Source organism: Nostoc sp. (assembly GCF_036917135.1).
Lineage (GTDB): Bacteria > Cyanobacteriota > Cyanobacteriia > Cyanobacteriales > Nostocaceae > Nostoc.
This window is the reverse complement of sequence record NZ_JBALEA010000057.1, coordinates 33,556-58,677: the sequence shown is the minus strand read 5'-3', so window position 1 is coordinate 58,677 and position 25,122 is coordinate 33,556. Positions and strand designations below refer to the sequence as shown.

At 42.3% G+C, this 25,122-nt stretch carries 7 protein-coding genes; all 7 read right to left on the bottom strand.

The window, feature by feature from the left end; genetic code table 11:
• Positions 1-367: 367 nt before the first annotated feature.
• The 7 genes from V7K50_RS16270 to V7K50_RS16240 all read right to left on the bottom strand — a co-directional run bounded on the left by V7K50_RS16270 (position 368) and on the right by V7K50_RS16240 (position 24,976).
• Positions 368-1,546, bottom strand: a complete 1,179-nt coding sequence (locus V7K50_RS16270; protein ID WP_334961695.1) for a 2-isopropylmalate synthase — start codon at positions 1,544-1,546, stop codon at positions 368-370.
• A gap of 74 nt (positions 1,547-1,620) precedes the next feature.
• Positions 1,621-5,835, bottom strand: coding sequence for a non-ribosomal peptide synthetase (locus V7K50_RS16265; RefSeq protein ID WP_334961693.1), 4,215 nt, complete (start codon positions 5,833-5,835; stop codon positions 1,621-1,623).
• A 335-nt stretch (positions 5,836-6,170) separates the two neighbouring features.
• Positions 6,171-6,764, bottom strand: a complete 594-nt coding sequence (locus V7K50_RS16260) for a Uma2 family endonuclease (protein WP_334961691.1) — start codon at positions 6,762-6,764, stop codon at positions 6,171-6,173.
• Positions 6,765-6,817: 53 nt separating this feature from the next.
• On the bottom strand, positions 6,818-13,321 hold the full coding sequence (locus V7K50_RS16255) for an amino acid adenylation domain-containing protein (RefSeq protein WP_334961689.1): 6,504 nt from the start codon (positions 13,319-13,321) through the stop codon (positions 6,818-6,820).
• A gap of 128 nt (positions 13,322-13,449) precedes the next feature.
• Positions 13,450-14,601, bottom strand: a complete 1,152-nt coding sequence (locus V7K50_RS16250; protein ID WP_334961687.1) for a DUF2235 domain-containing protein — start codon at positions 14,599-14,601, stop codon at positions 13,450-13,452.
• Between the two features lie 196 nt (positions 14,602-14,797).
• Positions 14,798-18,028 (bottom strand): non-ribosomal peptide synthetase, encoded by a 3,231-nt coding sequence (locus tag V7K50_RS16245; RefSeq protein ID WP_334961685.1) that lies wholly within the window; start codon positions 18,026-18,028, stop codon positions 14,798-14,800.
• Positions 18,029-18,220: 192 nt separating this feature from the next.
• A complete protein-coding gene (locus tag V7K50_RS16240) occupies positions 18,221-24,976 on the bottom strand; it encodes an amino acid adenylation domain-containing protein (RefSeq protein ID WP_442944609.1) in 6,756 nt (2,251 codons plus the stop codon).
• Positions 24,977-25,122: the final 146 nt, after the last annotated feature.

Genomic DNA, 25,122 nt, shown 5'->3' with positions numbered 1-25,122 from the left:
TTTAGTCTGGGGAAAAACTGTTGCATATAACACTTAGTCACAAATACGAAATGCTTACTATAGTAGTTCTCGCTTGGATGTAATACATTTTGACCTCTCTCCAAACCTCTCTCCTAAGAAGAGAGAGGCTTTGATCTTACTCCCCTTCCCTTGTAGGGAAGGGGCTGGGGGTTAGGTCTGTGTTGCACTCAACAGAGAAGCGCTATATAGCAGTCCTAAATCAGTTGTAAAAATAAATTAACCGCAGAGGCGCAGAGAACGCAGAGAGAGGAATCGGAGATTTTCACGACTCATTTAGGATTGCTGTATATAATGATTTTAGCGATTAATATTCGGGATAAATGTTTTTTATGTGTGAAAGTATTGATTATTTAAAAGCCCCATTTTGCCATAAATCCAATACCTCTTTAGCTGTAAAGTAGCGTTCTTGCTCAACAGAAAGAGATTTAATCACTGAGCGCATTTTTTCATATTGCTTTCTTGGTTGAGGATTTTGCAGTTGTTTTTCAAATAGATATTGAAAATTACTCACTCCACTCCATTTGCCAAAGAGAACCTCTATGGTGTTGTAGGGGAAAGCAGCATAGCTTTGAGGGTCGCAAAATAAAGAATTGATATGGATACCTGATTCGTGGCGTTGAGCAGTTTGAGAGTAAGGTGCAGCTGGACGAACTCCCAATTGCTCAATGTAATCAGTTACAGGTGCGATCGCATCATAATTAATCCCCTTGACTTCAATTCCGAAACGGACTCGCAACCCATTTAATACCTGCTCGATGGCAACATTTCCGGCTCGTTCCCCAATGCCGCAAAATGTACCCGATACTAAAGTCGCTCCAGCCATGACGGACTGGAGAGTATTTTCGAGAGCCAAGCCCATATCATTGTGGTAGTGTACCCCGAAAGCAACCCCTGTTGTACATTGGAGCAGGTTGTTAATCCAGACATAGCTCTTTTCTGGACTCAAGACTCCGACTGTATCACAGAGCATAAAGTGTTCGATATCAGCACTGCATGAGCGGATACATTGCACTAAAAAGTCAAAATCGGCTCTTGAGGCATCCTCGGCGGCAAAGTCTACGGTGAGTCCAGCGATCGCAGTAGCATAGCGCAAATTTTCGACAATTAGATCAATAGCGTTTTGGCGAATTCTATCGATTACTTTTGCTGGAATATCGTCATCAATGGTTTTTCCTTTAAATTCCTTTAACAAACGGATCTGAGGATCTCTTAGAAACAGTAGTCGATCAGAAAGTCCGTAGAAAAGGATGATGCGCTTAACTCCGTACATCTTGGCTTGATCAATGTACTGCTTTCCCATCAAAGTAGAAGCAGTGATCAGACTATCCAATCCTTCTGATATCAATGATTTGACTAGCTCTTCTTCTTGCTCACAAACACGGGGCATAATGGCGAGTCCATCGACTCCCGTTTGAGCAATTAAATGGGCGAGCTTTTGTTTTGTTGGGTAAGAGAAGAAAATGCCTGCTTGTTGTTCTCCATCTCGCAGGGTTTCATCGGAAATTTTGATCGGAATGGTTTCCATTAGACCTCTTGCAAAATTATTTTAGGGTGGAATAAAGAAGGAGTCAGAATTCAGGAGTCAGAATTCAGAATACTCTACTCTGCTCCATCTCCCATCAAAGCTTGTAATTGTTTAGTTAATAGTTTTACATTGGGTTCATAAAGCATCAGACCGTGGTTTCCAGGTACAGAAATCACCTTAATAGGCTTTTGAGTATAGGCTTGCCATCCCCAATCGGGTAGATCGTAATCAGAAAAAGCTTGGAGTTCTTGCAAAACAATCTCCTGAACTTCTTGAGCGCGGAATAAAACAATGGGGGCAGAAATTTGATGCCTAGGCTGATAATTCGCGTAATTGAGCGTTAGCACTTTCATCACTTTCATATTAGTTTTGAGTAAATAAAGGGTGGAGTGTTCCGGTAAAACCTTATGTCGGTATAGATAATCTGCTGCTAAATCCCACCTCAGTCTGTCATTGGCTTGAGCAGCTAAATCGTCATATTGCAGTCCCAAATCAACTCCCTTTAAGACTTCAATTCGTCGAATCAATTGCCAAATCCAATCAAGCTCTGCTCTATCAGTAAAATACTCAGACTTAGAAACTAATCCAGCGTCTAAAATAGCTAGTAAACTAACCTTTTCACCTTGCTGTTCGAGTTGGGAAGCCATTTCAAAAGCAACGGCACAACCTGAAGAGTATCCTGCTAATATATATGGACTCTTACCTTGCTTTTGACGTAATAGATCAATCAATTGAGTCGCATGATCTGCTACTGATTCAGGAAGTGGGCTAAGTCCATCTCGTCCTGGAGTTTCGAGTCCATATACTGGATGTTCATTTCCTAAATTGATTGCCAAATCTCGAAAATAGAAGCCGTGTCCGTTTGCGCCAGGAAGAAAAAATAGAGGGGTTCCATCTCCTTGAGGTTGGAGTAAAAGTAAATTAGGATTTGATTGTTGAACCTCATGATTACAAAGTTGTTCTGCTAGTTGAGCAATAGTAGGATTCTGAAATAAACTGCTTAAAGAAAGTTGTTGCTCAAACACCTCTTGAATATTATTAAGCAGTTTGATCGCTAATAAAGAATGACCGCCCAAGTCGAAAAAGTTATCATGAATTCCAATTTTTTGACGTTCGAGGACACTAGACCACACTTGCACAAGTTGTTCTTCAACTTCGTTATTCGGGGGTTCATATAAGCGCTCAATTGCACTATTTGAAATGGGTAATGCTTTCCGGTCAATTTTGCCATTGCGAGTTAAAGGCAACTCATCCAGTATGATGATTTTAGCAGGTATCATATAATCTGGCAGACGGGATTTAAGATAATTTTTCAAATGGGTAGACAAATCATTGCTGATGCCCGTTAGATATGCAATTAAACACTGATTGCTTTCAGTTTTATATAAGGTGACAATTGCTTCTTTAACTGATGGATATTGCAACAAAACCGATTCAATTTCACCGAGTTCAATTCTAAAGCCCCGTAATTTAATCTGATCGTCTATGCGACCAAAATATTCAAGATTTCCATCAAACCCCCATCTTACTAAATCGCCAGTTTTGTAAATTCGCTCAGTTTTACCGAATAATTCAATTTTGATAAATTTTTGGGCGGTTAAATCTGGACGGTTGAGATAGCCTCGTGCCAAACCCACTCCAGCAATGCATAATTCCCCAGGTATTCCAGGCGGTAATGGCTGATTGTAAGCATCTAAAATGTAAATACGGATATTAGATAATGGTTGACCAATGGGCGGTTTTTTTCCATTAGGATGACAGAGAGCAATACTCGCACAAACCGTAGATTCTGTGGGACCATAGGCATTGAAGAAACTTCTTCCTTTTGCCCATTGCGCCACTAATTCTGTTGGGCAAGCTTCACCGGCAACGACTATGGTTTGGCAATCGGGTAAAGCAGCTTGAGGTAATAGGGATAAGGCTGAAGGAGGTAAGGTGATATGGGAAATTTGATGATTTGCTAAGAAGTTAACCAAAACTTGACTAGGCAATAAGGTTTCTTTCTTTGCCAGATACAAACAAGCGCCTGTGGCAAGAGCAGTACCAATTTCCCAAACTGAGGCATCGAAGCTGAAAGAAGCAAACTGAAGCAATCGGCTTTGAGGTTGAATTTGCAAAGCTTTATCGATCGCTAAAGTCAAATTGATCAGTCCTCCATGCTCAATCATCACCCCCTTGGGTTGTCCCGTCGAACCAGAAGTATAGATCGCATAAGCCAAATCATTAGGCGTACTTTGGGGACTGGGATTTTCTTTTAACGCTTCGGTAAAAGTTTCTTTATCCAAACAAATTACCTGACAGGGTTTTTTGAGGTTAGCTAGAGGGAATTGATCTTTAAGAAAACTTTGGGTTAGCAACACTGATATCCCAGAATCTTCTAACATGAACCCAATACGCTCTTGTGGATAATTAGGGTCAATCGGCAGGTATGCACCACCTGCTTTCATGATACCGAGTACACCAATAATCATTTCTAAAGATCGTTCAACGGAGATACCAATTAAAGTGTCTGGCTGAATTTGGTAATTTTGAATTAGATAATGAGCGAGTTGGTTTGCCTTTTGATTAAGCTCTTGGTAAGTTAGGCTTTGGGATTCAAACACCAAAGCCAGATTATTCGGGTTTTTAGCAGCTTGTTGTTCAAATATATCAACTAGAGTTTTATCGTGGGGATAGTCGGTTTGAGTTTGATTCCAGCGTTGTAGTTGCAGAAGTTCGGGCGCTGTCATCAAAGGCAAAGTATTGATAGGTTGTCCAGAGTTATCAACAATTCCCTGAAGCAAAACTTCAAACTGTTCCGCCATCCTTTGTATAGTACTCCGATCAAAAAGATCGGTGGCGTATTCCCAAGTTAAATTTAACTGTTTATCAGATTCGCTGACCAGAAGTGTTAGGTCAAACTTAGCAAATGGATAGGTTAAAGGAAGCCATTGAATCTCTAGCCCTGGTAAATTTAGATCGGGAATTTCATTATTTTCCAGTGCTAACATCACCTGGAATAAGGGGTTATGGCTCATACTGCGTTCTGGTTGCAATTTTTCTACCAGATACTCAAAGGGAATGTCTTGATGAGAGTATGCATCTAAACAAGTTTGGCGAGTTTGTTGCAAGAACTCGATAAAGCTTTGCTCAGGATTGATTTGATTACGCAGTATCAAGGTATTGACAAAGAAGCCGATTAATCCTTCGGTGTGGCTGTGGGTGCGGTTAGCAATAGGAGAACCAATACATAAGTCTTCTTGGCGACTGTAACGAGAAAGCAGAATGCTGAAAGCCGCTAACAAAGTCATAAACAAACTTACGCCTTGCTGTTGACTTAAAGTTTTAATGGCAAGAGTTAAGTCAGGCGGTAGGGAATAGCGATCGCGATCGCCTCGGTAGTTTTGCAATGCTGGACGGGGATAATCGGTAGGTAACTCCAGTAATGGGGGGGCATCCTGGAGTTGATCTTTCCAGTAATTAATCTGGGTTTCTAATACTTCTCCTTGTAACCAATTTCGTTGCCAGTTTGCGTAATCACTGTATTGAATAGGCAAGGGAGAAAGCTTTGGGGTTTGACCTTGGGCAAAGGCGGTATAAACTTGTCGTAACTCACGGACAAACACCCCCATTGACCAACCATCACTAATAATGTGGTGTATATTGATCAACAACACGTATTTGCGTAGGCGTAGCCCGTCGTAGGCATTGCTCAGTTGCAGCAGTTTCGCTTTAAACAAAGGGCCAGTATTTAAATCAAAGGGTTCTTGAGCATAAGCATCGATAAAATGTTGGATGTTTGGGTATTGCGGATGTTCATCAAGGTTTCGCCAGTTTTGTACAGTTAAAACTTCGATGTCATCTAAATTTTGGATCGCAACCTGGGGTTGTCCCGCCACTGTGGGAAAATACATTCTCAGACTGTCATGCCGGTTAAGCAGATAAGCCAAACTAGAATGGAGAGCATCAATATTGAGGTTTCCATCCAGTTGTAAAGCGATCGGCATATTGTAACTAGCTGACGAGGCTTGAAGTTGCGCTAAAACCCAGAGGCGTTGTTGAGCAAAGGAAAGGGGTTTGGGGGCATCATTTGGTAAGGTCGGAATTTCTTCTGCTATGACAGATATGGCTCTAGCGGAATTTAAAAATGCTAATATATCTGCTTTATTGGTTTGAATTTCCTGCTTGAGTTCAGAAGTTAAGGCATTTTTACTAGTACGAATTCGTAACTTATCATCTTCAGCCCAAATTCGGCATCCTATGTTCTGCAAACGCAGCATTAAACCAACCACTTCCTGATTTTTAGTCATAATTTTAGTCAGATACAATCAAAGTTGATTGTCGATATTAGGAATAAGTTTTAACAGTAAATAGTACTTTTTAAAGCTAGTTTTCCGGGTTTGTAGTAAGCACTTTAGTGCTTAGAAAATAAGGACTAAAGTCCTTATTACGAACTTGCTTACCCTAGTAAGGGTTTGAGAGGGTTTAAAAATTTTAACTTATAGCGCTTCTCTGTTGAGTGCAATACAGACCTAACCCCCAGCCCCTTCCCTACTAGCGTTGGGGAGCAAGATTCAAAGCCTCTCTCCTAAAAGGAGAGAGGTTTGGAGAGAGGTCAAAGTGTATTGCATCCATTCGAGAACCGCTATAGTTCTGGTCTTGGAGCGATTGCTTCCAATTCTACATCCTGGTAAAGGTCGGTAAAGGAGGCGATTAGATTAATACTTTGGAGTTCAAAGGTTTCGTCTTCGGGTGTATAGGTTTGTAGCACCCATAAGCCTTGGTCATTACGGCGGAAAGTTTCAAATCGTTGCTGCTTGGTGTTAACCAAAACGTATTCCTCTAGGCTATCAAGGGTTTGATAGTCGTTGAATTTGTCACCTCGGTCAAAGGCTTCGGTGGAATCGGATAGAATTTCGATAATAAGTTTAGTAAAGCGTTTATAGGTGGGGGTTTCTTTGTCTTTAGGGTCGCAGGTTACGAGAATATCGGGGTAATAAAAACGGTTCCGTTTTTCAATCCTGGCTTTAATATCGGCAAAGTAAACTCGACAATCTGACCCTCGGAAGTGGTTACGAATCAAAATAAATAGGTTTCCGACAATCGTGTTATGGGTGTCAGTTGTTCCCGCCATTGCGTAAACTTGACCATCAAGATATTCGTGTTTGATGTTGCTTTTTTCTTCTAGTTGAAGGTATTCTTCGGGAGTGAGAAAGACGGAATCAGATAGGGCAATCATAGGTTAAGTTAAAGATAAAGTTTACTTGAGGATGTGTTTTAAATCGTAGTACTTTAAAGTTCAATTTCCTCTTCATCTGAGTTGAGAGGCTGCATACTTTCGTCAGTGGAATTAACCCAAATGCAGGTATCGAGATAATTCGCTAATTCACTAAGGGTGGGAAATTCAAATATCTTATGCAGAGGTAGTTCCACTTTGAATTTATCACGGATGCGGGCAATCAGTTGGGTTGCTAATAAAGAATGACCTCCTAAATTAAAGAAGTTGTCATAGCGGGCGATTACTTCATATTTAAGCAGTTTTGCCCATAATTCGGCTAGCAATTTTTCTGTCGCTGTTATAGGCAATTCAACGTCTGTTGATAAAACGATTACATTTGGCACAGGTAAAGCTTTACGGTCTACTTTTCCATTTGGTGTGAGCGGCAGTTTTTCTAATATAGTGAAATGGCTAGGAATCATATAATTAGGCAGATTTTTAGCTATAAATTCCCGCCATTCGGCGAACATTGCTGGATCAACTTGAAGATAGTTATCCTCTGTTCCTCTTGGAACAACATAAGCCACTAGACGTTGATCAAGATCAGTTTCTTCTCTTGTAATGACAACAGCTTGCTGAATTTTTGGGTGTTTAACTAAAGTTGCTTCAATCTCACCTAATTCGATGCGGAAACCACGGATTTTGACTTGGTAATCCATACGACCCAAGTATTGCAGATTACCATCAGGTAGCCAACGGGCTAGATCGCCAGTTCGATAAATTCGTTCAGTTTGACCAAATAATTCTACTTCTAGGAATTTTTCGGCGGTTAAATCGGGACGGTTGAGATAGCCTCTGGCTAAACCAACGCCAGCGATGCACAATTCTCCAGGTATGCCTGGGGGTAACGGTTGATGGTGTGTATCTAAAATATAGATGCGGATATTAGGCAAGGGTTTACCAATGGTTGGTTTTTTGCCATTGGGTTGACAAACAGCGATACTTGCACAAACCGTAGATTCTGTGGGGCCATAAGCATTGAAAAAATGTCCTCTAGTTGCCCATTGGGTAACTAATTCTGTTGGACAAGCTTCGCCAGCAACAACTATGGTTTGACAATCGGGTAAAGCAGCTTCAGGTAATAAGGATAAGGCTGAAGGGGGTAATGTAATATGGGAAATTTTATGTTCTGTTAAGAAGTTCATTAAGTCTTGGCTGGGTAATAATGTTTCTTTCTTGGCAAGATATAAACAAGCACCTGCGGCCAGAGTAGTAGCAATTTCCCAAACTGAGGCATCAAAACTAAAAGAAGCAAACTGAAGCAAACGGCTTTGGGGTTGAATTTGCAAAACGTTGTCGATCGCAAATGTCAGATTTGTCAGCCCTCGATGCTCAATCATTACACCCTTGGGTTGTCCCGTCGAACCCGAAGTATAGATTACATAAGCTAAATTATCAGGGGTACTTTGAGGATGGGGATTATTTGTTAACGCCGAACCAAAAGTTTGCTGATCCAAACAAATTACCTGATAGAGGTTTTCTCGGTTGGCTAAAAATAATTGGTCTAATAGGAAACTTTGCGTCAGTAACACCGATATCCCAGCATCTTCTAGCATGAACTTAATCCGCTCTTGGGGATAATTAGGATCAATGGGTAAGTATGCTCCACCTGCTTTGAGGATACCGAGTATACCAATAATCATCTCTAGCGATCGCTCAACGCAGATACCAATTAGGGTTTCTGGCTGAATTTGGTAATTTTGAATTAGGTAATGAGCTAATTGGTTGGCTGTTTGATTGAGCTGTTGATAACTCAGACTTTGGTCTTCAAATACCACTGCTATTTTATCGGGCGTTTGCGCTGCACGTTCTTCAAACAGAGTAACTAGTGTTTGGTTTTTGGGATAATCGGTGTTGGTTTGATTCCAGGTTCGCAACTGTTGGATTTCTGCTGTTGTCATCAAGGGCAGCTTACCGATCGGCAGTTGGGGGTTTTGAGAGTTCTGCTGTAAGTATATCGCTTCCAGCAAGACTTCAAAGTGTCCCGCCATGCGCCCAATCGTTTCTGCTGCAAATAAATCTGTGGCATATTCCCACATACAATGGAGTTCGCCGCCCCTTTCGCAAAGATTCAGCATCAAGTCAAACTTAGCAAACGGGAAACTTTGCTCTAAGTATTGAATATCAAGCCCTGGTAAACTAAGATTTTTCCCGGCTTCTTGAGAATTTTGCAACACCATCATCACTTGGAATAAGGGATTATGGCTCAGACTGCGCTCTGGTTGCAGTTGTTCTACCAAATACTCAAAGGGAATATCTTGATGAGCGTAGGCATCTAAGCAAGTTTGGCGGGTTTGTGGGAGTAACTCACTAAAACTTTGCTCTGGCTTGATTTTGCTCCGCAATACTAAAGTATTGACAAAAAAGCCGATTAATGATTCTGTGTTGCTATGGGTGCGGTTAGCGATCGCACTACCAACACATAAATCCTCTTGACGGCTATAACGATATAACAGAATATTAAAAGCTGTTAACAGAGTCATAAACAAAGTAACTCCGTGCTTTTGACTAATAGCTTTAAGTCTCTGAGTCAGTTCACGGCTCAAACAATATTCCTCACGCCCACCTTGGTAACTTTGTTGGGCTGGACGGGGATGATCGGTAGGCAAATCCAGCAATCGCGGAGCATCGCCTAGTTGTTGTTTCCAGTAATTTTCCTGACTTTCTAAAATCTCCCCTTGTAACCAACTGCGCTGCCAAGCTGCATAATCACTATACTGAATCGGCAATGGTGACAAATTCGGAGCATGCCCCGCAGCGAAAGCCGAATAAGCCTGTTCCCATTCGCGCTTAAATACTCCCATTGACCAGCCATCACTAATAATGTGGTGCATATTAATGAGCAGCACATTTTTCTGTTCGCTAAGTTGCAGCAGTTTTGCTTTGAACAAAGGGCCGGTATTTAAGTTAAAGGGTTCTTGAGCATGGGTATCTGATAACCGTTGTACGGTTTCTGCTTGAGTTTGGGGAGCAAGTTCTCGTAAATCTGCGTAGGCGCAGCCCGCCGCAGGCATGGTAAGTACTTCTATATCCTCTAGATTTTGGATGACCACTTGCGCCTCTCCTTTCATTGCAGGGAAATAAGTACGCAGAATGATATGGCGATCGAGGAGATACCTAAAACTTGCACGTAAAGCTTCTATATTCAAGTCACCGTCAAGTTGCACGGCTGTTGACATATTGTAGGTAACGGAGGTTCCAGCGCCTTCAAGTTGGGCTAAAAACCAGAGTCTTGATTGGGCAAAGGACAGAGTTTTCGGAGCATTTTCAGGTTGTGGTGTTATGGGGGGTAAAGCGACACACGAAGCCGCTTTGTCAATTTCTGTTGCCAACTCAGACAAAATGCTCTGCTCAAATACCTTGCGGACAGACACTTCTACCCCAAAAATGTCACGAATGCGGGCAACCAATTGGGTTGCTAACAACGAATGTCCGCCCAATTCAAAGAAGTTATCTTGGCGACTAACAAACTTAGCTTTCAGGAGAGTTTGCCATAAGCTAGCTAACAGTTCTTCAGTTGGTGTCACGGGCATTTGAATATTCGTGGAAGTGGCTGTATTTGGTTCTGGCAATGCTCTGCGATCTAGCTTACCGTTAGATGTAAGGGGTAACTGATCCAACACCATAATTTGGCTAGGAATCATATAATTTGGGAGGCGAATTTTCAGGTACTCTTTAAGTTGACTCTCTAGATTGAAGGATTTTTCTGCCGCCGTCAGATATGCTACTAACCGGGGATTATTATCAGTTTTATATAAAATAACAACCGCTTCTTTAACTAAAGAGTGTTGCACTAATAGCGATTCAATTTCACCAAGTTCAATCCGAAAGCCCCGTAATTTAACTTGAGCATCAACACGACCTAGATACTCAAGGTTGCCATCATCTCTCCATCTTGCCAGATCGCCAGTTTTGTAAATTCGCTCAGTTTTGCCAAATAATTCAACTTCAATAAATTTTTCGGCAGTTAAATCGAGACGATTGAGATAGCCTCGTGCTAAACCTACTCCTGCGATACACAATTCTCCAGGAATGCCAGGTGGTGACAGTCGATGGTGAGCATCTAAAATATAGATGCGGATATTAGCTATAGGTTTACCGATAGAGGGTTTTTTACCATTTTGTTCACAACTAGATATACTGGCGATAACCGTCGATTCCGTTGGACCATAGCAGTTAAAAAAACGCCGTTTTGTTCCCCACTGTGCCACCAATTCTGCTGCACAAGCTTCACCACCAACGATTACGGCTTGCAAATCAGGTAATGAGGCTTGAGGTAATACAGATAAGACGGAAGGAGGTAAAGTTAAATGGGAAATTTTGCGATCGCACAACAAGTCCACCAAAGCCTGACTAGGTAACAAAGTTTCTTTATGGGCTAAATATAAACAAGCACCTGCGGATAAAGCAGTGGCAATTTCACCAATAGACAAATCGAAACTAAAAGAACCAAATTGAAGCCAACAGCTATGGTGTTTAACTTGAAAAGTTTCAGCCCAGGCTAAACTAAGATTGACAATTGCGCGATGCTCAATCATTACCCCTTTGGGTCGTCCTGTTGAACCAGAGGTATAAATTATATAAGCTAAATTATCAGGAGTACTTTGAGGATTGGGATTATCTATTAATTCTTGGGCAAAAGTTTTTTCATTCAAACAAATGACCTGGTGTTTTAGTTTAGCTAAAGGTAATTGCTCTAATAAAAAACTTTGAGTTAGCAATACCGATGTCCCAGAATCTTTTAGCATGAACTCAATCCGTTCTTTGGGATAATTGGGATCAATCGGTACATAAGCCGCACCTGCTTTCAAGATACCGAGTACACCAATAATCATTTCTAAAGACCGTTCAACGCAGATCCCAATTAAGCTTTCTGGCTGAATTTGATGGTTTTGAATTAAATAATGAGCTAGTTGGTTAGCTTTTTGATTAAGTTGTTCATAACTTAGGCTTTGGGATTCAAACACCAAAGCGAGATTATGAGGATTTTTGGCAACTTGAGTTTCAAACAGTTCCACCAAAGTTTGATTGAGAGGATAATCAGTTTGAGTTTGATTCCAGTTTTGGAGTTGTTGACGTTCGTCCTCTGCGATCAACGATAGGGTATTGATGGGTTGTTGAGGATTATCGACAATTCCCTGAAGTAAAACTGCAAAATGTCTCGCCATCCGTTGAATGGTTTTAGCCTCAAATAAATCCGTGGCATATTCCCATTCTCCTGTTAACCCTTGGGGCGTTTCCCGAAAAATCAGCGACAAATCAAACAGAGTTGTGGTGTTTTCCCACGTGAAACGGGTAAGGGTTAATCCATTGATTTCTAGTTGCTGCTGGGTTTCATTTTGCAAGCCAAAGGCGACTTGAAATAGGGGATGATGAGAAAGCGATCGCTCTAAACCCAATTCATCAACTAACTTCTCAAAGGGTAAATCTTGATGGTCATAGGCATCCAGGGTTACTTGCTTGACTCGTTCAAGTAATTCTAAGAAAGTTGGATTCCCTTGTAGATTGGTACGTAATGCTAGGGTATTGACAAAAAAGCCAATTAATGCTTCAGTCTCACGACGGTTGCGATTAGCGATCGCAGAACCAACAATAATATCCTCCTGACCACTGTAGCGCGAAAGTAACAGCGCAAATACCGCAAGCATTGTCATAAACAGAGTAGTACCAGACTCCTGACTCAAACGCTTCAACTTCTGTGTTAAATCCTGATTGAGTTGCAAAAACTCGCTACGCCCTCTGAAACTTTGAACTGATGGGCGGGTTTTATCTGTGGGCAATTCCAACAGAGGCGGGACTGTGGCTAATTGTTTTTGCCAGTAATTGAGTTGGGTTTCGAGTACCTTTCCCTGTAGCCATCGTCTTTGCCAGTGTGCGAAATCGGCATATTGAAGCGGTAATTCAGTTAAAGCAGAAGATTCGCCGGTGCAAAATGCCTTATAAAGGCTGAACAATTCACGGCGGAATATGTCAATTGACCAGCCATCACAAACAATATGATGGATGACGATCAACAGTAAATAAGATTGGTCACTCAGTTGCAACAACTTTACCCGTAGCAAAGGTGGGTTTGATAAATCGAAGGGCTGTTGCAATTCTTCTGTCGCTAACTGCGTGGCTTTGCTTAACTGGTTTTCTTCAGTCAATTGTCGCCAATCTAGCATTTGCATTGTCAGTTGAAGATGAGTGTGAATCACCTGTATTGGCGACTCATCAACAACACAAAAGCTGGTGCGTAAGACTTCATGACGTTTAACAATTTCTTTAATAGCTTGTTCTAACGCAGCTATATTAATAAATCCGTTAATCTGCCAGAAAAACGGGACGTTATAGACACAATTTTCGCCTTCTAGTTGGTCGAGAAACCAGAGTCTTTGTTGAGCAAAAGAGAGAGGAAGAGGTTGTGCCCGCGATACGGGTGTGAGGAGTGAAGATTGCTGTTGCTTTTTCAGTTTTTGTAGGACTAATTCACGCTTTTCTGGTGAAAGGGCTTCTAGGCGTTTTAGTATATCACTCATAATATTTTTTTAATTAAGAAATGATCGCTTTGCACATCCTAATATCGCTCTTTTATTACTCTGAGGAACGAAACCCAACATTTTCAGGGCTTTGTTGGGTTGTGCTTTGCTTAACCCAAGCGTATTGACTATTCAGGTGGTAGCAAATCCTTGAGCAGAGAATTGAGATTTCTGGGACGATAATCGGGACAAGCTTTTAGTCGTTTTATGACACTATAATGAATGGCAACTGTTGAAGATTTTATTGGTCGCCATTCATCACCACCCAACGCATAAAATCCACTAACACTATTATTAAATTGAGTGTTTGGATCTGGCTTAATCTGAAATTCATCATCAGTCTCGTTTATATAAAACTCTAACCCCAATTTTTTAGCTTTATTGAGCATCCATTGAAAGGGGTAATCTGATAACCCTCGATATTCTTTTGTTCCTCCACCAATACAGCCGTGTTCACCCACAAACAACACTTCTTCTACTACTTGGTCAGGATTTTTTTCATTTTTCTCCATTGAAGCCGAGGGAAATACTCTGCGTTTTTCATCGATGGCTACTGCATGAAAGGCATTTTCAACAATGGGACTCAGTGTAGCATCATAAAATTGATATTTTTGATTCCAGAGTTTAGCAATCGGTAGCCAAGATGTTATATCAGGAATACCTAACGCTCCAACTGTATCCCAGCATCCTAACATTTGGATGGGTACACGATACTTCAGATAGCCTTTTTTAGGGTCTAGATTTTCTATGTTTTTGGAATTATATTGACGGAATTTTTGAGCTTTTGAACCATTTGGGTTAACGTTAAAGTCACGATAAAGCTCATAAGCTTTAGGAATATCTCGTATTTTGGAACGTCTTAATAAACCGCACTTATAAATCATGCCAGCTAAACAACGAACAATATAGGCTCCGCGACTAAAGCCAATTAAGTAAATTTCATCTTGAGCATCTGCGTCATAGTTCATACATAATAATCGATAGGCATCTTGAATGATTTTGTCAATTCCCCATCCAAAAGCACCTCCACCTATCCGGTCAATTAAATGATCGTTTTCTGTGCCACATCCTGATAAATAGAAGACCAGTTGCGGCGTTTGATCGTCAGCTGTATATTTCACTGAACGTGCAAATTTGACGACGTTAGTAGGATAGGAACTTGTCAGTTCATTCCAAGTACCATCGCAGCAAATTACTAATCGTTTTTTCTTAATTACATTAGGATTTTTAGCCGATTCTGATTCTTGAGTTTCAGGATTAAATGATTGTTCCGTAGTCATAATTAGTTGAGCCTGATCTGAGTTTTTAGGATTAGATAATTGTTCAGCAGTAATTATTGACTTGGTTCTTGAACTTTAGGATTAGATGATTGTTCAAGAGTAATTAGTGGTTGAGGCGATTTTCTAATTTCAGACATTTAACACGCGGGCGTTTTGAGAATTATTCGTCTACACCATCAAAAATGAGGACGAATTGTTACTTTGTGTTGCGTTCCGAAAGTAATTGTTGTGTTACTTCCTCCTCTGATAACTGATCAACTTCCCCTAAAATTTGTGCTATGGCATCATTTTCTGCTTGTTCAATCTGCTGACTAATAACTTTTTGAGCGAGTTCAGCAATGGTCGGATTTTCAAACAAATAACGCAGAGTAAAATCTAGAGAAAAGGCTTCTCTTAATCGAGAAATAACTTGGGTAGCTAGTAAAGAATGTCCGCCTAACTCGAAAAAGTCATCATGAATTCCCACCTGTTTTAATTTGAGAACTTCAACCCAAATCGTAGCTAATTCTTGTTCGGTAGACGTGCCAGGAGCAACAAAATTAACCTCTAGATTTCTTTGGTCAATATCTGGAGCGGGCAAAGCACAGCGATTGATTTTACCATTAGGTGTTAGAGGAAATACCTCCAGAAAGATGAACGCTTCGGGAATCATGTAGTCAGGTAACTTTGTCTTGAGGAAGTTTCGCAGAGTGCTAGGAGTTGATGGATGATCTTTGACAACGAGATAGGCAACTAAATACTTGTTTCCAAGTTCATTTTCCCGTCCAATGACCACAACTTGTTTGATCTCAGGGTGTTGAATTAAAGCTGCCTCAATTTCTCCTAACTCAATGCGGAAACCGCGAATTTTAACCTGTGTATCAATTCTACCCAGAAATTCCAGATTTCCATCAGGAAGACGACGGATTAAATCTCCAGTTTTGTAAAGTGTATCGTCCTCAATAAACGGATTAGGAATAAATTTTTCACTGGTTAATGTTGGTTGATTTAAGTAACCTCTAGCAACACTCGCCCCACCCACACAAAGTTCCCCAGGAACGCCAATGGGAACTCTGTGTAAATCTTTATCTAGTAGGTAAACGTTTCTGTCACCGATGGGTTTACCAATGGGAATTGACTGTACATTTTCAGCAAGTTGTTGAGGAATCGGGTAACAACAGGTAAATACTGTACATTCTGAAGGGCCATAAGCATGAATTAATTTTGTTCCCGGTAGTAGTTCTAAGGCGCGACGAACATGAGGTACAGAAACGGATTCTCCCCCAAACAGCAGTTGTTTAATCCCTAACAACCCTTGTGGCATTGTGTCAATCATAAGATTGAATAAAGCAGTAGTCAGAAACAGGGTGTTAATTCCTTGTTCTTGGATGATGTTGCTTAAGTCTTCAGGTATCGGAATTTTGCCTGGGTAAAGCACACAACGCCCACCATAAAGTAAGGGCGGCCAAAGTTCTAGGGTTAGTGCATCCCAAGAAATCGATGAATGTTGCAGCCAAATTTGTTCTGCATCAAGGTGAATATAATCAACCCCAAACATAAAACCAATAATGCTACGATGCGTAACTTGCGTTCCCTTTGGTGTTCCCGTGGAGCCAGAGGTATAAATGATATAAGCTAAGTTTTCTGGATTAACTTCACTGAGCAAATTGTCTTCTTTTTGTTGAGCAATTATTTCCCAATCTGAGTCAATATTCACCACAGTTTGATTATGGATTGGGAGTTTATCTTGCAAATCAGTCTGCGTTAATAAAATCGGTGCTTGTACATCTTCCACCATCAACGCCAGTCGATCTGTTGGATCAGCCGGATCTAGCGGAATGTATGCCCCACCAGCTTTGAGGATAGCCAGTATTCCTATTACCATTTTTAGCGAACGCTCGACACAAATTCCCACCCGTACTTCGGGTTTAACTCCCAGCGCTTGTAAATAATGGGCTAATTGATTGGCACGGTTATTCAACTCCCGATAAGTTAAATGTTGTTTTTCATATACAAGTGCTACTGCATCGGGAGTTTTTTCTACCTGTTCTTCAAATAAACTATGAATACATTTATAATGAATAGAATCTAAGTTTTGACTATTTTCTTGTAGAATTAATTCTTCCTGTTCGGTTACAGTGAGCAGAGATAATTGGCAAATATCTTGTTCTAAATTAGTTGCCATTCCTGCTAGCAATATTTGGAAATGTCCAATCATCCGCCCAATTGTCTGTTCATCAAAACGACTGGTATCATAGATAATCCTTCCACACAATTGTGATTGAGGATTAACCACAACCGTTAGTGGATAATTCGTGCGTTCAAAGCAACGAAGATGACTAATTTCTAAAGTTTTTTTGGTGTCCTGTTGAGTAGAATCTAGCGGATAATTTTCAAACACTAAAAGGCTCTCAAATAGAGGTATTCCTGGGGGAACATCACTCAAACGCTGAATTTCTGCTAGGGAATAATAGGTATACTGTTCCTGTTCAAATGCTTGACTTTGTAAGTGCTTGAGCCAGGTTAATAATTTTGCTTTTCCACTGACTTGCACCCGGATGGGGAGAGTGTTAATTAGTAGCCCCACTATCGAATCCACTCCCACAAGTGTTGGTGGACGACCAGATACAGTTGCACCAAACACTACATCACTTTCCCCACTGTAGCGGGAAAGTAATAATGCCCATGCTCCTTGCACCAAATTATTCAGAGTTAAATGATGCTGCCCTGCTGCATATTGCAATTTCTCAGTTACCGTTTGAGATAATTGAAAAGTTTGCTCGTTGTATATTCCTTGTTCTTGTTTCCTGTTCCCTATTAAAGAGGTAGGATTTTCAAATCCCTGGAGGTTTTGTTGCCAGAAGTTTTTTGCTTGAAGAATATCCTGTTGCTGTAACCAATTAATATATTTTCTATAGGGAATAGAGGGGATCAGACGTAAATATTCGCCTTGCTGATTAGCCTCATAAAAAGCGAAAACTTCTTTGAGGATAATCTGCATCGACCAGCCATCAAAAAGGATATGATGATGAGTCCAAATAAATTGGTAAGTATATTCCTCTAGCTGGATGACGGTGAAGCGCATTAGAGGAGCTTGAGATAGATCAAATCCTTTTTGGCGATCGCCTGACAAAAAATCCTCTAAATGCTGTTGTTGTTCATCGGGCGTGAAATTCCGCCAGTCCAGTTCTTCCCACGAGAGATCCACTTGCTTACTCACCATTTGCAAAGGCTTTTCTATTTCTTCCCAATAAAAGGAACTGCGTAAAACTGGATGCCGCGCCACAACCTGTTGCCAAGCTTGCTCAAAGGCAAGAAAATTTAATTCTCCTTTGAGGATGCAAAGCAACTGCTCAAAATAAACTTCTGACTCTGGTGCATAAAGGGTATGAAAGAGCATCCCTTGCTGCATTGGCGAAAGTTCATAAAGGTCTTCGATATTGTTCATGACAATGGGGATTGGGGATTGGGGACTTGTACTGAGTTTCGACTACGCTCAACTACCGCGACTTGTGCCGAGCCTGTCCTGAGCGTAGCCGTTCGCGCAGCGTCTCCGATAGGAGAAGGGCGAAGCCGAGGTAAGCCGAAGTATTGGGGATTGGGGATTGGGGAGACAAAGAGAATAACCAATGACCAATGACTACTTCGTTTTGATTTTGGCTAGGAATTTGTCAAGCTGTTTTTGGCTGAGTCTGGCTGCTGAGAAGTCTGAGGGTGTATGACCTCCAGCATCAGGGGATTGACAGTGGGTAATGAGCGATCGCAATGCCTCCATAAACCCAAAGGCTAAACCCTCAATGGTGTCTCGTTTATGAACTTTCTCGCTGTAAGTCCAAGTCATTTCCAGCCTTTCGGCATGAATGAATCCGCTTACCCCTAATAGGTGGCTGCGTCTATTCAGTAAACTCTGTTCAGCTTTAAATTCTTCAGCCAAACCCAACACAGCAGATGCCTGAAGCACCTGATCGAACTGACCAAGGTAGTTAAAACTTACTTCCGCTTGGGGTAGCGCTTGTAGTTTCGTGCGGATTGTGTGATCCTGGTGCAAATATCGCAATAGTCCATAGCCGATGCCCCGGTTGGGGATGCGCCGCAGTTGTTCTTTAATTAACTTTAAAACCTCTCCTGGATGAGCAACCTCTTCTACTTCTAGCTGTAAATGAACGGGGAATAAGGTGGTAAACCAGCCCACAGTCCGCGACAAATCCACATCTTCAAATAAGTCTTCCCGTCCATGTCCCTCTAAATCAATGAGTAGGGAACGTTCTCCCGTCCATTGGGCAAAGCTTTGCACTAAAGCAGTCAACAGCACATCGTTAATTTGAGTGTTGTAGACCGAGGGTACATCCTGCAAGAGGGCGCGGGTATGTTCTTCAGTTAAAGAAAGTGAGACAGAATCTGTTGAGGCTATAGTGTTATTTTCTTGACCTGAAGGATCATCTACTGGTAAGGCGGTAACTTTCAAATTAGACTCACTTAGCCAGTAATTCAACTCATCTGATGATTGGGCGTATTCTGTCAGGCGATCGCCCCAATATTGCCAAGAAGTTGTCTTAGGTGGTAATTTAATAGCTTCGCCACGGCTGATTTGCTGATAACCAGTAGCCAAATCTTCAAGCAAAATCCGCCACGAAATGCCATCTACTGCTAAGTGATGGATGATGAACAGTAACCGACCAGGTTGATTATTGCCTAATTGAAACAGTGCTACTCGTGCGATGCCTGGGTTGGGCGTAGCCATCGCTCCAGTAGACAGATTTAAACTAGCCTGAAGTTCAGCATCCACCGCTTTTATTGCTGTTTGTTGTTCTTCTGCCGATAGGTGCGACAAATCAATAATGCTAAATGGTACAGGTTCCTGGATCTGACTTTTCATGTCGTGTGGAAAACCTAACCCCCCAGCCTCCTTCCCTACAAGGGAAGGGGGAGAATTCAAAGCCTCTCCCCTTGAAGGGGAGAGGTTTGGAGAGAGGTTTTCTAGAGCGTTAATCTGCGATTCTCCCTTTGGGAGATGTGCAAAGCGCGATCGCAAAGCATCATGATGGAGTAACAATTCTTGTACAACTTGCTGTAATCGCTCTGGTTGCAAGTCTGGCGGTACTTCTAGCATTACTGACTGGTTAAAGTAATCAGGTTCGGACAAATTCTGCTCAAAAAACCACTGTTGGATGGGTGTCAGCACCACCTTGCCAGTCACTAACCCTTGTTCGGCTGTAACTTGGCGAGTGATGCCAGCCACGGCAGCTAATTCAGCAATGGTTTGGTATTGAAATAGCTGTTTAGGGGCAATTTGGATACCCGCTTGATTGGCTCTGGAAATTACCTGAATGCTGAGGATGGAGTCGCCGCCCAATTCAAAGAAGTTATCGTGGATGCCGACTTGTTTTAATTTTAAGATTTCCGACCAAATCGCCGCTAATCTCTCTTCTGTAGGGGTTTGCGGTGCAACAAAGTTATCTTCTACACTGCGGAAGAATTGGGTGGCTGGGAGGGCGCGATAATCTACCTTCTGGTTCGGAGTCATTGGTAGTGCTTTCAGCAGTACAAAAGCCGAGGGAAGCATATAATTAGGCAGCTTTTGCTTGAGAAAATGCCGCAATTCATCAATGCTTGGTTGTGACTCTTTAGGTACAACATAAGCCACTAGCCGTTTTTGTCCGGGAATATCTTCACAAGCAATAACGACAGCTTGCAAAACCTGCGGATGTTGACTCAAGACCATCTCGATTTCTCCCAACTCGATGCGGAAGCCCCGAATCTTCACCTGATTATCGATTCGCCCCATCAACTCAATGTTGCCATCAAGTAGATAACGGCCTAAGTCGCCAGTTTTGTACAGTCTCCCGCCTCCTGCCGACGCTCTCTGTGAGACGCTATGGGAACGCGGACTCGCTAACGCTGCGCTATCCTCAAAGGGATTGGAGATGAATTTTGACTCGGTTAACTCTGGACGTTGCCAATACCCTCTAGCTAATCCGGCTCCGCCAATGTGCAGTTCTGCGGGAACTCCTATAGGCACTGGTTGCAGATATTGATCCAGAATATAAACCTGAGCATTGCTTATTGGTCGTCCGATCGCCACAGAGTTGGCTGCTGGGGTTAAGCGGTGTAAGGTGGTTATAACCGTTGCTTCCGTTGGCCCGTAACTATTAATTAATTGGGGTGGATGGGAGAGATGAGCCATACTAGTGTGCCAGCGCTTCACTTTTTCAAGTTGAGCTTCTTCGCCGCCAATAATCACCATTCTCAGACTTTTGGGAATTCGGGAGTCTTCAGGGCTAAGTTCGGCAACTAAGTGATGCCAGTAGGCTGTGGGAAGATCCAAAACAGTTAACTGCCATTCTCGGCAACACCGCCAAAATTCATCGCTGGAGTGCAACATTTCTTCGGTTCGTAACACTAATGTTGCACCGACTGAAAGACAAGGTAAGATTTCTTCAACAGATGTATCAAAACAGATAGATGCAAATTGCAGAATCTTGTCGCCAGCCTTAATTCCATATTCGTGGGTGGCGGTGATGATAAAATTGATCAGCGATCGCACTTCAATCATCACCCCTTTGGGTTTACCCGTGGAACCAGAGGTGTAAATAATGTAGGCGAGGTTATGGGGCTGAACTTCGCTAATCGGGTTGGCTGGACTGTGTTGAGCAATTTGTAACCAGTCTCGATCTAAACAGATTGTTTTTCCAACATAATCTGGTACTTTAGATTGGAATCTTTCTTGAGTCAGCAAAATGCTCAGTTGGGTATCTTCGAGAATATCAGCCAACCGCTCTTGAGGATAGGTAGGGTCAAGGGGAATGTATGCACCCCCGGCTTTGAGAATGCCGAGTAAGGCGACAATCATCTCTAAGGAACGGTCAATGCAGATACCAACTAGGGTTTCTGGTTTGACTCCCAAACTTTGCAAATAATGTGCAAGTTGATTGGCGCGATCGCTCAATTCGCGGTAAGTTAGCTGTTGACCTTCTTGCTGAACAGCTACAGCATCGGGAGTTAAGTCCACCTGATCTGCAAATAACTTCTGGATACACTCTTTATTTAGATACTCTTTCTGAGTCTGATTCCACTCCAGCAATAATTGCTGCTGAGTCTGCGTTAGCAGTGGTAATTCCGAAACTCGCTGCTGTGGGTTAGCAACAATCCCCTCTAGTACAGTTTGATACTGCTCTAGCATTCCTTGAATTGTGGCAACATCGAAGAGATCGCTGTTGTATTCTAAGACTAGGGTGATTCCCTTCGCTCCCGTTTTACAACCGTTCTGCACACGTTGCTCAGAACGTGGGATAACCAGGAAATCTAAATCAAACTTTGCTGATTTATTACTGATCGGTTCACGCAAGCTGATATCCAAACCTGACAGACTCAAGTCTGGCATGGGAGAATCATGGAAGCTAAACATCACTTGAAATAGGGGATTGTAACTCAAATTCCGTATTGGTTTGAGAACCTCCACCACCTGATCGAAGGGTAAATCTTCGTTGGTGTATGCTTCCAAAGTCACTTGGCGCACACGGCCAAGTAATTCTCTAAATGTGGGATTGCCAGATAAATCAGTGCGTAGAACCAAGTTATTGACAATCATGCCAATTAACTTTTCTACTTCGTGCATCCGCCGATTAGCAACAGCAGTGCCTACGCTCAAGTCATCCTGCCCAGTATATCGGTGTAATATTACTAGCATTGCTCCCAGCATCGTCATAAATAAGGTGACACCCTCTTGACGACTCAGAACTCGCAGAGATTCGCACAAGTGGATGGGAAGTTCCACCCTAATTTGATCGCCATTGTAAGTTTGCTCTGTCGGTCGTGGGCGAACGCTGGGTAATTCCAACAACGGTGAACTACCAGATAACTTCTGCTGCCAATAGGCTAATTGTCGCTGGGCTTCCTGGCTTTTAACCCACTGTCGCTGCCAATGGGCAAAATCCACCAACTGAAGCAGTGGTTGACTAAGCGGGGAAGGATCTCCGAGTGAGAATGCTTGATAAAGTTGCAACAGTTCACCCAGGAATAGATTGAATGACCAACCATCATGAGTTATGTGATGCTCAACGTGGATCAACAAATTTTCTTGGTCGCTCAACCTGAACAAAACCCATCTAACCAAAGGTAATTGATTCAGATCAAAGGGCTTTTGCACTTCTGCCTCAATTAGTTGCTGCACCTCTACTTCCCGCTCAGATTTAGGGAGTGTCTGGAGGTCAACTACTCTGAAGCTGATTGGTTGGGCTGGGTGGATTACCTGAAATAGCCGTCCATTCACCGCCGGATAAGTCGTGCGAAAGATTTCATGACGTAGCACAATTTCGTTGAGGGACTGTTGTAATATCGCCACATTGAGTTGACCTTTAAATCTCATAGTTGCCTGGAATTGGTAGGCACTACTTTCAGGAGCCAATTGTTGGATGAAGTACACTCGCTCTTGAGCAAAGGAAACTGGCAAGAGTCCTTCACGCAGAATTTTTTGGATGGAGTTAACCGGCAAATTCTGTTTTAGGCGGCTGTGCTGTTGGATTAGTTCAGCTAAACCAGCTATGGTAGGTTTTTCAAAGATGTGGTGAAAGGACAACTCGACTTGAAAAACTTCGCGTACACGAGAAAGGATCTGAGTGGCGATGAGGGAATGACCACCTAGATAGAAAAAATTATCATTGACTCCAATTTGCTCAAGTGCCAGTAACTCAGTCCAGATAACTGCTAAAGTCTCTTCAGTTGGGTTACAAGGTGCGACAAAGGTTTCTTGGAGATCGGGGCGGGTGCGATCGCAAGCTGGAAGATGCCGACGATCCACTTTACCATTAGGAGTGAGTGGCAGCGAGTCGAGAAATACAAATGCTGCTGGCACCATGTAGTGGGGCAATTTTTCTTCAAGGAAGTGTTTTAAAGTAGTGGCACTTGCATCATTTTGGTTAGGGACAATATAAGCCACAAGGCGCTGATCGCCGGGGATATCTTCACGGGCAATCACCACTGCCTCCCGGACATCTGAATGTTGACTTAAAAGCGCCTCAATTTCTCCTAATTCAATGCGGAAGCCCCGAATCTTCACCTGATGATCGACTCGCCCAATAAACTCAATGTTGCCGTCAGGTAGATAATGGGCTAAGTCACCAGTTTTGTACAGCTTCGTGCCCCCTTCCTCAAAGGGATTAGGGATAAATTTTGACTCAGTTAATTCTGGACGGTTTAAGTAGCCTCGTGCTAGACCGTCGCCGCCAATATATAATTCACCAGCAGTACCAATGGGAACAGGTTGAAGTTGGGAGTCCAGTATATAGATTTGTGTATTGGAAAGCGGGCGACCAATGGGTATGTTTGTAGCCCCTTCGGGAATATCCTGGACTAGATACCAACAAGCAAATGTTGTACTCTCAGTGGGGCCATAAGCATTCAGCAATCGCCGTGGCGAACCATTCTTAAAAACTGCTTTAACAGACTTGACATCAAGAACATCGCCTCCAATTAGTAAGTGATGCAAGTCTTTAAATGCTTCAGGGACAATGCTGGCTAACTGATTAAATAAGGCTGGTGTCAAAAATAATACACTAATCTTTTGCTCGCAGATGTACGCTGCGAAATACTGGGGCGAAAGCACAACATTTTGAGGAATTATCACCAGCCTAGCCCCGTGCAAGAGAGATCCCCATATCTCGAAAGTAGCTGCATCAAATGAAGTATTTGAAGTTTGAGCAACGCAATCGCTCGACGCAAACTTGATGTAGTTGCTGTTGCATACTAGCCGATTGACAGCCCGATGTGGTATGGCAACCCCTTTTGGTGTTCCTGTAGAACCGGAGGTGTAGATAACGTAAGCCAGATTTTCAGCCGTGACGTTGCTAGTAGAATTCTCTTGGCTGTGTTGGTTAACTGATTCCCAGTCACTATCCAGACAAACCAACTTCGCCCCGCTTGCAGCAAACCCTTCAACGAACTTTTGCTGTGTCAACAGCACCGGCACTTGTGAATCTGACAGCATGAAGTTGAGACGCTCTTTGGGATAGGCTGGGTCTAGCGGTACATAAGCGCCACCAGCTTTCAGAATTCCCAGCAGTCCTACGATCATCTCTAGCGATGCCTCCGACGAACGCTCAACGCAAATTCCTACCAGCACCTCTGGTTTTACACCTAAGCTTTGTAGATAATGTGCTATTTGGTTGGCTCGGTAGTTCAACTCTTGGTAAGTTAATTGTTCTTCCTTGAAGACAACAGCAATACTGTCTGGAGTTTTTTCTACTTGTGCTTCAAATAACTGATGTATACATAGATGCTGAGGATAATCTGCCCTTGTATCATTCCATTCAAATAATATTTGATGTAGCTCCTGCTCAGTTAAAACAGAAGAATCATCAAGAGACTGAGTAGAGTTAGTGATAATGGTTTTTTTCATCAATAAAGTTATTAGTAGTTAAGGAATAAAGATTTTATAAAGTAATTTGATCAATGAAGGCAATTCTTGCAGAGAGCAGAAGGGAAGAGGAGAACTGCCCGTACTCTAGAATGGATGATTGGGAATGATGGACAAATGGCACTAAGTTA